The sequence below is a fragment of the Nocardia fusca NBRC 14340 genome, assembly GCF_001618425.1.
GTDB lineage: Bacteria > Actinomycetota > Actinomycetes > Mycobacteriales > Mycobacteriaceae > Nocardia > Nocardia fusca.
This window is the reverse complement of sequence record NZ_BDCU01000031.1, coordinates 181,740-192,898: the sequence shown is the minus strand read 5'-3', so window position 1 is coordinate 192,898 and position 11,159 is coordinate 181,740. Positions and strand designations below refer to the sequence as shown.

Annotated in this window: 10 protein-coding genes and 1 pseudogene; 7 read left to right on the top strand and 4 right to left on the bottom strand. The window is 67.8% G+C overall.

Annotation, left to right across the window (positions count from 1 at the left end; translation table 11 throughout):
- Positions 1 to 136: 136 nt before the first annotated feature.
- Together NF4_RS21245 and NF4_RS21240 are read right to left on the bottom strand one after the other, a co-directional pair.
- The gene (locus NF4_RS21245) at positions 137 to 544 is read right to left on the bottom strand and encodes a DUF302 domain-containing protein (protein ID WP_063129109.1); all 408 of its coding nucleotides are present in this window, start codon (positions 542 to 544) and stop codon (positions 137 to 139) included.
- A gap of 349 nt (positions 545 to 893) precedes the next feature.
- Entirely contained in the window at positions 894 to 1,310 is a 417-nt protein-coding gene (locus NF4_RS21240) for a DUF7144 family membrane protein (protein ID WP_063129108.1), read from the bottom strand.
- Between the two features lie 291 nt (positions 1,311 to 1,601).
- On the opposite strand from NF4_RS21240, the gene NF4_RS21235 reads away from it, so the two are divergent.
- On the top strand, positions 1,602 to 2,312 hold the full coding sequence (locus NF4_RS21235) for a class I SAM-dependent methyltransferase (protein WP_232330583.1): 711 nt from the start codon (positions 1,602 to 1,604) through the stop codon (positions 2,310 to 2,312).
- A gap of 13 nt (positions 2,313 to 2,325) precedes the next feature.
- On the opposite strand, the gene NF4_RS21230 is transcribed toward NF4_RS21235, so the two are convergent.
- Positions 2,326 to 3,933 carry a carboxylesterase/lipase family protein gene (locus NF4_RS21230; protein ID WP_084533303.1) on the bottom strand — a complete coding sequence of 536 codons (1,608 nt, stop codon included), beginning with the start codon at positions 3,931 to 3,933 and terminating at the stop codon, positions 2,326 to 2,328.
- Positions 3,934 to 4,174: 241 nt separating this feature from the next.
- On the opposite strand from NF4_RS21230, the gene NF4_RS21225 reads away from it, so the two are divergent.
- From NF4_RS21225 to poxB, 3 genes and pseudogenes are all read left to right on the top strand, one after another.
- A complete protein-coding gene (locus NF4_RS21225) occupies positions 4,175 to 4,645 on the top strand; it encodes a MarR family winged helix-turn-helix transcriptional regulator (RefSeq protein ID WP_198165400.1) in 471 nt (156 codons plus the stop codon).
- A 380-nt stretch (positions 4,646 to 5,025) separates the two neighbouring features.
- A complete protein-coding gene (locus NF4_RS21220; RefSeq protein WP_198165399.1) occupies positions 5,026 to 5,358 on the top strand; it encodes a glycine zipper domain-containing protein in 333 nt (110 codons plus the stop codon).
- Between the two features lie 247 nt (positions 5,359 to 5,605).
- Positions 5,606 to 7,342, top strand: a pseudogene (gene poxB / locus NF4_RS21215) (ubiquinone-dependent pyruvate dehydrogenase).
- A gap of 72 nt (positions 7,343 to 7,414) precedes the next feature.
- On the opposite strand, the gene NF4_RS21210 reads toward poxB, so the two are convergent.
- On the bottom strand, positions 7,415 to 9,205 hold the full coding sequence (locus NF4_RS21210) for a bifunctional 3'-5' exonuclease/DNA polymerase (protein ID WP_232330582.1): 1,791 nt from the start codon (positions 9,203 to 9,205) through the stop codon (positions 7,415 to 7,417).
- A 45-nt stretch (positions 9,206 to 9,250) separates the two neighbouring features.
- Here NF4_RS21210 and NF4_RS40065 point away from each other — a divergent pair, with 45 nt between their 5' ends.
- The 3 genes from NF4_RS40065 to NF4_RS21200 are packed head-to-tail and all read left to right on the top strand — an operon-like array spanning position 9,251 to position 10,586.
- Positions 9,251 to 9,748 (top strand): TetR/AcrR family transcriptional regulator, encoded by a 498-nt coding sequence (locus NF4_RS40065; protein WP_084533301.1) that lies wholly within the window; start codon positions 9,251 to 9,253, stop codon positions 9,746 to 9,748.
- Entirely contained in the window at positions 9,633 to 10,118 is a 486-nt protein-coding gene (locus NF4_RS21205) for a nuclear transport factor 2 family protein (protein ID WP_063129104.1), read from the top strand. Before NF4_RS40065 ends, NF4_RS21205 begins: the two co-directional genes overlap by 116 nt.
- A gap of 39 nt (positions 10,119 to 10,157) precedes the next feature.
- Positions 10,158 to 10,586 (top strand): alkyl sulfatase C-terminal domain-containing protein, encoded by a 429-nt coding sequence (locus NF4_RS21200; RefSeq protein WP_063129103.1) that lies wholly within the window; start codon positions 10,158 to 10,160, stop codon positions 10,584 to 10,586.
- Positions 10,587 to 11,159: the final 573 nt, after the last annotated feature.

The following is an 11,159-nucleotide window of genomic DNA, read 5'->3' as shown; positions in this document are numbered from 1 at the left end:
TGGCCTCTACGCAATTGGTCGAAGGCTTCGGGGACGTCGTCGAGGCCGATACGTTTCCGATGCCGGGCATCGGATCGAGACGGCCGTCGAGGACCGCCCGAGGGTCGCCTGCGCCGCGGTGGGCAATCCGCATCGATCAGTTCTCGCCGGAGTCCAGCGATTCGAGGGCCGCCCGCAGTTTCACGGTAGCCTCTTCGGCTACCGGTTCCAGCGCTTGCTCCTCGGTCACCTGAACCATGACCTGCGGATTCATCGCCTCGACGACAATGGCGGTATCGGAATCGAGGTCGCGGCGCACCACCACATTGCAGGGCAGCAACAGGCCGATCCGGCGGTCGACGCCGACGGCTCGGTGGGCCAGCGGCGGATTGCATGCGCCGAGAATCAGGTAATCCTCTATCTTCTCGCCCAGTTTGGCCTCGAGTGTGGCGCGCATATCGATTTCGGTGAGCACCCCGAAGCCTTGCTCGGCGAGGGCGGCACGGGTGCGCTGGACAGCGTCTTCGAAGCTGGTGTGCAGAGTAGTGGACAGACCGATTTCCATGTGTCGGCTTCCTTTCGCGTGCTCTCGGTGGTCAGGCCGGGTGAGGAGCAATTTCTCCAGTTCGTCGACCGTTGCGCGTACGAAAGAACGCCACTGCCGGTCCCAGGAGCTTTCCGGGTCGGCCCTCCTTCCATGCTCCCGCCTATGGGCGTCACAGATCAGAGAAGAATGTCACCGGGTCCATGGGCTCAATGCCCGGCTCGGCCGGCCGAGCACGCCGGCGCCGGGCAAGTGGGCGCTGACCGGTTCGGGATACTCGGCCCGCATCGACGAGTGCCATTGCCGCAAGAACGGAGCCGGACCCGACCCACCTCCGGCGTGGCGCTGATGAGAGCCGTACCGGCTCGTCCTACATCTGTTCCGGCCGCCAGGTGGATACCGCCCAGATGACCACCAGATCGATCGCGATGACCACGATCGACCACCACGGGTAGTACGGGATCCACAGGAAGTTCGCGATGATCGACAGCCCGGCCAGCACCACCGCCGTGATCCGCGCCCACAGCGCGCCGGACATCAGGGCGACCGCCGCGATCACCAGCAGGATGCCCAGCACCAGGTGGATCCAGCCCCAGGTGGTCGTGTCGAACTGGAGAATGTAGTTCGGTCCGGTCACGAACAGCTCGTCGCCCGCGATCGCCGAAATACCCGCCAGAATCGACAGCACACCCACTGCGAGCAACAGGACCGCGGCCGCGATCGAGGTCACCGCCGCCACGCCCTGCTTCACCGGAGAGCCACCGGTTTCTGTCCTGTAGGTCGCCATATCCCGCCTCCCGAAAAGTGATCGGATCCCACCCAAGTCCGACCCGCCACTCGACGCCTCACCCGTTACGTATTAATCCGGTCCACCCCTGCGTTGTTGCGTGAACCGGAGGCTTGGATCTCCGGCTCTTCCGTTCTCCCTCGCAGAACATTAGTTAATTCGCATATCTACGTATCTACAGTTGAAAAGACCCTCCGGTCAAGGCGGTTCCCCTGGTCGGCCTGCTGGACACTTCGGACCTCTACCGGCATTCGCGTGCGCAGCGACGGCCCCGGGCGTACGGTCGAACCTGTGAGCAGCGGCGCCGGATCGGCGGCAGCGGTGGAGGGCTCGGGCCTGTGGGCACGAGTGTTCGCGGCGCTCTACGACCCGTTGCTCTGGTGGGGCGAGAGGTCGGGTATGGCCGATCGTCGGCGCGATCTACTCCGCCACGCGAGGGGGCGAACCGTCGAACTCGGCAGCGGTACCGGTCTCAACCTGCGGTACTACCCCGACGGCCTCGACGAGCTGACCCTGACCGAACCGGAAGCCGCGATGCGTACCCGGTTGGCGCGAAGGCTGGGCCGCGGTGGAGACCGGGCACGCGTCGTCGATGCCTCGGCGGAACGGCTGCCTTTCGCGGATGAAACCGTGGACACCGTCGTCTCGACGCTCGTGTTGTGCACTGTGGCGGACCCCGATCCGGTGCTACGGGAGATCGAGCGCGTGTTGGGCCCCCGGGGACAGCTGCTGTTCCTCGAACACGTGCGTGCCGAATCGCCGCGGCTCGCCCGGTGGCAAGACCGACTCGCCGGCCCGTGGCGCCGGTTCGCGGAGGGCTGCCATTGCAATCGTGCGACCCTCGAGCTGATCCGGGCGCGCGGGCTGGAGCTCGCAGACGTGCGGGAAGCATCGTGGCGGCGCATGCCCCCGATTGTTCGGCCGCTGATCATGGGAGTGGCCACCAAGGCGGTATCCGACGAGGGCCCACGCTCCCCCATCACCCGACTGTCACCAACCTGACGGCCGAGTACAGCTAGCCGATGTGGTCGATACCGGCCCACAGGTCACAGTGGTGCTGTGCCGCGAAGGTGCCGGCCGGCCCGACGTGGTCGGTGCCGAGTTCGAGGGTGGTGTCGGCGCCGGCGTTGGACCATGGGGTGAAGGCCGGTGTCTCGGGATCACCGGTGTGGGCGAATCGAGCCCAGCTGTCCTGAATGTTCTTCGAGAGCCGGTCGGCAGCAGATGACAACGGGATGGGTAGGCCCATGAGCGCGGAGAACACGTAGGGGACTTCGGCACCGTGGAACGCGCCCGGCAGCACTGGATTGGGGGGTAGAGGTGCGTCGTTGAACTGGTATCGCCACACATGTGCGCCACCGCGGCGGGCGGCTTCGGCCGTGAATTGCGCCGGGCAGGCGAAGAATCCGTCGGTGAGGACGCGCTCCTTGGCAGTTGCGGCTGTGGGGTAGGCGGAGGCGGGATAGCGCTGGAGCAAGCGACCGGCATTGTCGCCGAACAGTTCTCGTGCCCAGTGCGTGTACTCGGTGACGGTGGGTACGGTCCCGCGTGCATAGTCGAGGAGTGCGAGGAAAGTCGCACCCTCGTCGGCGTTGCTGCCCACGATCAGCGGGATGCCCCGCACCGCACCGCCGGACAGGGCGTTCTCGGGCGTGTCGGTCACCACGATCCCGTCGCGTACAGGGGCCCAGGTGACGGCCATGGTATTCAGTTTCGTCGTCGGAGAGTCGAGTAGCCGATCGACGGGCAATGCCCGCAGGCAGGCCGACCGGGTAGCGGGGTCGGCACAGCCCAGGCCGGACGCGTAGTCGGCGGATCGCTGGTAGGCAACCTGCGTGGTAGGCGGGGCGAGCGGACTCCGCGCGCAGGAACCGCTTTGGACTATGGCTTTGGCGTAGAGGCCGCGGGCCGAGGGGGAGGCGAGCTGGGTGCATACGCTCATGCCTCCGGCGGATTCGCCGAACAGGGTGACGTTGCCGGGATCTCCCCCGAAGGCTGCGGCGTTGTCATGGATCCAGCGCAGGGCGGCCTGCTGGTCGAGAGTCCCGTAGGTGCCGGTCGCGCCGCCGTTTTCGGCGGCCAGTTCGGGCAGCGCCAGGAAGCCGAACGGTCCCACACGATAGTTCGGGACAGCGACGATGACCTGCCCGTCGCGGACGAGTCGGGCGGGGGAATCGTATTGGGCATTGGATCCGAGGACGAATGCGCCGCCGTAGAGCCAGACCATCACCGGCAGCGTGGGAGAGGCGGGGTGTTCGGGGACGTAGAGGTCGATGCTGAGACAGTCTTCGCTCGACGGCTGTAACGCCACCCCGGGCACGGGAGACGACTGTGGACATTGCGGGCCGTGGGCAACCGCTGGACGGACACCCGGCCAGGGCGGTGCGGGCCGCGGCGGCGCGAACCGGCCGGCCTGCGCGAACGGTACACCGAGATATCGAACGACCCCGTCAGCTCGCACACCGCGGATCTCCCCGCCCGTAACGCTCACCACCGGCTGCGAGCTCGCGTCCGGTGCGGCGTGCGCCACCGGCGCCATGGCCGCCGCCGCACCCGCCACAGCGCTGAGCAGTATCGATGACAACCACCGCGCTCGTGCGCGAAGGGCGGTGCGGATCGGCATGTGTGACTCCCGGCCTCCATTTAATTTTGCAGCAAAAGCACTGTAGGCCGGCGCGACTACCGGGCGCAACGTTTTCGTCGAAGTGGTCGCCCGTTCGGGTGCGTAGTCGATTCACCCTGCGCCGCATGGCTTTCACAGACACACTTTTGCTACACAAGTAGCAATTGTCAGGAACAACGTCGCTACGATAGCCCGCCATCCCGCAAATGGACGTCGCCGGGAACGAGGGCAGAATGTGGGTGTGGAAACCCCGGCCCCGAGAACCGATCCGACATCGCAAGTGCCGGTGGAGGCCGAGCTCAGTTCTCTGCTCGGGCCGTTGCGCCGGGCGGTCCTGCGTCGTACGCGGGCGGCCGAGGGATTGCCGGACCTTCCGGAGGCGCAGATCGAGTTGCTCCGGCTCCTTGTCGCGACGGGCGGGCTGCCGCCGAGCCGGGCGGCCGCCGAACTGAACGTGGCGCAGTCCACCATCAGTAATCTGCTGCGGGCGATGATCGCGGAAAAACTCGTCGATCGGTTGCCGACGCCGGGGGACGGCCGTGGGGCGATGCTCGTCGCATCGCCACGGGCGCGCGTGCTATTGGATCGGTACGACCGCGCGAGTGCGGCGATGCTGCGCGAAGCGCTGGCCGGACTGCCCCCGACGGATCGGCGAGCGGTGGAATACGCCGTGCCGGCACTGCGGCGCTTACTCGCGGCACTGAGCGGATAACCTCGCGATCGCTCGCCCCGCCGAGTCGGCCAGGGCGGGGCGGAGTCGCGGCGAGAGGCTGATCCGGCGGCTCGTCAGCCCTTGGCGGACAGGTCGTCGGGCATCGAAGGCCGACGCCGGGAGTGCTTGCCGGGCTTATCCGGGCCGGGCGAGCCACACAGGAGCCCAGACGCCGTTCAGGCGGAGCGGAGCACCGTATCGGCCGGAGGAAGCGATCGAACCACGACCGATCACGAATTCCACTGCAGCGCATTATTATTGATCACATTACTGCTTCGGATCCCGCGCCGAGCTGCCTATGATTCAGGCGACCGGAGTGCCTCCGGCCCATGTACCACGCCCTCGCCTGTTCCGAGGGCCGGAGAGGTGAGCAGAAAATGATGGGAAACAGCCTGGTCAAGGCAACAGGCATGGTGGCCTTCGGTGCACTACCCATGGCCGCGACGATTGTCCTCGCGGGTCCGTCGGCCGCTGAAGTCACTACCCGAGCCACACCCGTGGCCGGCATTCCGCTGCAGAAGAGTGAGGACATCGCTACCAACCCACACGCGCTGATTCCCGATCCGGTGCTGAACGGCTCGTCCGCCGGGGGCTCGGTCGGTTCCGCCGTCGGGTCGGCCACCGGGTCCGGGGCCGGCTCCCTCCTCGGCTCCGCGATCGGCGCCCTCGTCGGCTATTTCCGCCCCGACGTGATCCCGCAGGTTCTGCCCTGACCGTGATCCGGGCATGCCGGTCGTGGGCATGCGGCGGACGGTCGGCCCGCTGCAGCCCGCCTGATCACCCGCTCGACCGCCGCGCCGGCACCGATCGGCGCGGCGGTTCTCGTCGCGGGGACAGCAGGCCTCGATCTCCGAGCGAGCGAGAGCCGGGCGTTTCGACGACAGCATCCGAGAGAGCCCATCCACCTACCCGCTCCGCATGTCCGGCTACATCCCGGCAATCACCGCGTAGGGTCGGGCCATGGCGACTGTCGCTCAGCATATGATCACGGCATTGCAGGTCAGCGGCGTTCGCCGGGTCTACGGGTTGCCCGGAGACAGTCTGAACGGGTTCACCGACGCGATACGGCGATCCGACGGCATCACCTGGGAGCACGTGCGGCACGAAGAGGCCGCCGCGTTCGCGGCGACCGCGGAGGCGGCGCTGACGGGCCGGCTCGCCGTGTGTGCCGGAAGTTGCGGGCCGGGCAACCTTCATCTGATCAACGGACTCTACGACGCCCAGCGCACGCGGGTACCGGTGCTGGCCGTGGCCGCGCACATCCCGATCGGCGAGATCGGATCCTGATACTTCCAGGAAACCCATCCCGAGGAGTTGTTCCGCGAGTGCAGTGTGTACTGCGAGCTCATCAGCAGCCCGCGGTCGGCGCCGCGTGTCGTGGAGATGGCGATGCGGGCGGCGGTCGAGGAGAACGGTGTCGCCGTCGTCGTGATTCCCGGAGAGGTCTTCCAGAGCCGCCTGTCCGGCGACCGGTGGAGCAGCCGGCCGGTGGTGCCGGCGCGGTCGGTGCTGCGGCCGGACGACCCCACCCTGCGCCGCGCCGCGGACATCCTGAATGCCGGGTCGCGGGTGACGATTCTCGGCGGCGCCGGTACCGCCGGTGCGCACGCCCAGGTCATGGCGTTGGCCGATACGCTGAACTCGCCGATCGTGCACGCGTTCCGCGGCAAGGAACACCTGGAGTACGACAACCCGTACGACGTGGGGATGACCGGACTGCTCGGGTACGCCTCGGGATACAAGGCGATCAAAGAAGCCGATGTGCTGCTGATGCTGGGCACCGACTTCCCGTACACGCAGTTCTATCCCGAGGACGCCGCGATCATCCAGGTCGACATCCGCGGTCGCCACCTCGGCCGCCGCACCCCGGTCGACCTGGGCATGGTCGGCAGCGTGCGGGACACGATCGACGCGCTGTCGCCCTTGCTGAAGCAGAAGACCGACCGAACGCATCTGGACCGATCGCTGCGGCATTATCGGCGCACCCGGGAATCGCTGGACGCGCTGGCGGTCAACGACCGCGACCGCACGCCCATCCGGCCGGAATACGTCGCCGGAGTGGTGAATCGACTGGCCGCCGACGACGCGGTGTTCACCTTCGACGTCGGATCGCCGACGATCTGGGCGGCCCGCTATCTGACCATGAACGGCCGGCGACGGCTCACCGGCTCGTTCACCCACGGCACGATGGCCTGCGCCCTGCCGCACGCCATCGGTGCGCAGACGGCCCACCGGGGACGCCAGGTGATCGCCCTGGCCGGAGACGGCGGATTGACGATGCTGTTCGGCGAGCTGATCACGCTGCCGCAGAACGACCTACCGGTCAAGGTGATCGTGTTCAACAACTCGTCGCTGAACTTCGTGGAATTGGAGATGAAGGCGGCCGGGGTGGTGAACTTCGGCACCGACCTGTCGAACCCCGACTTCGGCGCCGCCGCCCGGGCCATGGGGATCTGGGGGCGCCGCGTGGAACAGCCCGCCGACCTGGAACCCGCCATCGCGGAGGCGCTCGCACACGAGGGACCCGCACTGATCGACGTCGTCGTGGCACGGCAGGAACTGACGATTCCACCGGCCATCTCGGCAGAACAGGCCAAAGGGTTCACCATCTATGCCATCCGCACCATCCTCGCCGGCCGCGCCGACGAGTTGCTCGACCTGGTCACCACCAACGTCGCCCGGCGCATTCTCGACTAGCCACGCCGCGACGCCCAAGGCCTCCCGGCCGCTGACGGATTTGCCGCTCGGCATCGTCGACGAGGCGGAGGCCTACTTCGCGTCTCCGTAGCACTCCACCACCGCCGTGGTGAAGGGGAACCGCACCGGGGTCGGCCCGAAAGCCAGCCGGCCCGCGGTATCGGCCGCGGTGGTGATCATTTCGGCGACCTGCGTCGCCTCCTCCGCCGGACAGTGCACGATCACCTCGTCGTGCTGGAAGAACACCAGCTCGGCGCGGAGCCCGGCACGAGATATCGCATGACGCAGACCCGCCAGGACCAAGAGGGCCCAATCGGCGCCGCTGCCCTGCACGACGAAGTTACGTGTGAAGCGGCCCCGGGCGCGCACCGCCGAGGTACTGCGGTATTCGCCCGGATTCTCCCGGGACAGTTCCTCCTGGTCCGGTGGCACGACCGATACCGGTGGGCACGTCCGCCCCAGCCAGGTGCGGACCAGACGACCCTCCTCACCGGCCCGCGCCGCGTCGTCGACATAGGCCACCGCGGCCGGATATCGCCGACGCAGATCGGCCAGGTGGGTCAGGGCGTCGCCGGAGGTCTGGCCGTAGATGGCGCCCAGCAGGGCGAGTTTGGCTTGCGCGCGGTCGCCACCGAAGCCCCGGGCGGCCAGATCCGCGTACAGATCCGCACCCCGGCCGGCCACCTCCATCAACCCCGGATCGCGCGAGACGGCGGCGAGTATCCGCGGCTCCATCTGGTCGGCGTCGGCCACGACCAGGGTCCACCCCGGGTCGGCACGGATCGCCCGGCGGATCACTTTCGGGATCTGCAAGGCGCCACCACCGTTGGTGGTCCACCGGCCGGTCACCGTGCCACCGGGCAGGTATTCGGGACGGAATCGGCCGCCGTGTACCCACTGTTCGAGCCAGGACCAGCCGTGGGCGGTATACAGGCGGTACAGCGATTTATAGGCCAGCAGGGGCGCCACCGCGGGATGGTCGATGCGCTGGATTTCCCATTTACGCGTGGAGGACAACAGGATTCCGGCGCGGGAGAATGCCCTGATGATGTCGTTGGGCAGGTCCGGACGGACCCGCACTCCCTCCCCGAATGCCCGCGACACTTCCTCGGCCAGCTCCGCCAGCCGGCGTGGTTCCGCGCCACCCGGAAAGCGCTCCCCGAGCATCGTGTCCAGCAACTCGCGGTGCACGTCCGCGCGCCACGGGATGCCCGACCGCGACATCTCCGCGGCGACCAGCATGCCCGCCGATTCGGCGGCGAGCAGCAACCGCATGCGCTCGGGATGCTCGGTGGCCGCGGTCCGGGCGAGCTGACCCGCGTAGACCTCCACCAGGGCGGTGAATTCGTCGGTGCCGGACGGCAGCGGTACCGGGCCCGACTCGAACAACGACGGCTGGCTCTCGGCGGCGCGCGCCGGGGCGTCCGGCGGAACGGGCAGGTTGTGCAGCCGAGCCCACGCGGCCGCCAGCGAACGGGGCTGACCCGACTGTCCCTCCTCGTACCCGATCAGCAGCGCCTCCGCGGCCTCCACGTCGTAGCAGCGCTCGACCCGCACACCGGCCGCCGACAGGGATCGATGGATCTCGGCGGTGGACCGCCACACCCACCGCTCGACGTCGGGGCGTGACCGCACCGCCTCGGCGAGCGAAGGCTCGTGGACCACCGCGGCGGCGGGCCGGCCGGCCGGATCGAGTGGACACAGGTATACGCCCCCGTCACCCGACTCCGCCACCGCCCACCGCACGTCCCCGAGTCTGGCACCAGGGTCCGACATCCACAGCGACGGTCCCTCCCACAGGGAGTTCGACACGACCGGCCCGGATATCGGGACTCCGTGCACGGCTCCGCGGACTGTGCTCATCCACGCGACGGGCCGCGATATTTCCCCGGAGGCAAGGGAGACACGATGGCCGAGGCGCCGGCACCCCGTGACGAGCGGATCACCGCCGCGACGTTGGAACTGCTGCGCGCCAAGGAGCCGAAAGCAGTCACCGTCGAGGCGGTCGCCGCGCTGTCGGGGATGGCGAAGACGACGATCTACCGCCGATACAGCAATCGCGGCGATATGCTCACCTCTTCGTTGAGTTCGATCGCCGAGCCGGAATTACCCCCGGATACCGCGACCCTGCCGGCGGTGATGCGATGGGTTGTCGAACAATCCCTGCACGTCGTCGACGCGAGCATCGGACCGGGGGAGCGGAAGGCTCGAGGTTCGCCGCTGACGATGCCGGTAGAACAGGAGGCCGGGCCGCCCGCACAGGTGCCCGGAGGCTTCGGAGAGTATCGATATGACCGACACCGCAGATCTGGTGGCCACTCTGCTCAACCGGGTGCAGGCCCTCGAGGACAAAGCCGCTGTCCACGAGGTGCTCACCGCCTACGGCCCCGCCGTCGACGCCGGTGACGCCGACGCCGTCGGCCGGTTGTGGACCGAGGACGCCGTGTACGACATCGACATCCGCGTGATGGAAGGGCGCGACGCGATCACCGAGATGGTGCGCACCGCGCCGCATCAGGACTACCTCCACGAAGGCTGCGGGCACCTGCTCGATCCCGTACACATCCGGGTCGACGGCGACACCGCGGTGGCGACCTGCCATTCGCTGCTGCTGCGCCGCGACGCCGATGCCGATTCGTTCCGGGTGTGGCGGGTCACCGCCAACCGCTTCGAACTCGTCCGCACCGACGGCACATGGCTGATTCGGCGCCGCACCGCGCGGCTGCTGGACGGCAGTGCCGCTGCGCGGGGCCTGCTGGGCCGCGCGGGCTGTTGAGCCGGCCGCCGGGCCGCCGTGGGGGCAGAGTCGGCGCCGGTGCGTCGCCGTACGGGCGCCGGTCCGGCCTACACGCCGACCACCTCGGACAACGCGGGACTGCGCACGGCCCTCACCGTCGACATGGTCTTCGACGCGCTCGCCGTGCGTCTCGACGGCCCCGCGGCCGGGGATCGGCGGATGATCGTGGATTGGCTGATCAGCGACGAACAGCGCATGCATCGGATGGAACTGCGCCACGGTGTCCTCGTTCACTACGATCTGCCGGCCGGGCACCGCAGACCCGCGCCCGACGCCTCGTTCGCTCTCACCAGGGCAATGCTGCTCGAGGTGCTGCCGGCGGGCCGGGACGTCGGTGAGGCGGTGCAGTCCGGGAGTATCGGCGTTACCGGAAACCCCGGGGTATTTGCACAGTTGAAGGAATTGCTGGACACTCCCGACCGGAACTTCTCCATCGTCACGCCCTGACCGGGCCCGCCGGGTACGCGCATGCAAGGTGATCGGTGCGGCACCGCAGCCGGACAATCGCTACGAACTTCGCATTTCGGGTGCGCGATACCGCGGAGCGCCTCGCGGTAACCGTTTTCGAATTTGTCTCACAGCTGTCCTGTCATTCATTCGATGAAATCCCGGCCGGACCGGCGAACCAGCCGGACCGGTGAAAAAGCAACAATGCGCGGCGCGAATCAGCACGCCGGGTCGACCCATAGCCATCCGGTCGACCGCCTGGGAACTCCGTGACGAAAGCCCCTGTTCTGCCGAGCGATTTACCGGATTCCGGCGCGCAAAGTGTTGGCAAGGTGCAATGAATTACCTCGATGTCGTTTATTCGAACGTGACGTCTGCCGATATTCAGCGCGAACCTCGACCCGGTCGAGACCTTGAAGACTGACTTCGGTTACGGCACTCCCTGCCGATTTCGGAGGGCGGGCAAAAAATCCGGCCGCGAAGCGAGATTTCGGTCTGTACTCGGGCAAAAACCTCTGCTTACACTGAGGGCGAGGGTTACGGAGGAGAGCTATGGAACGCTCGTACCCCTGT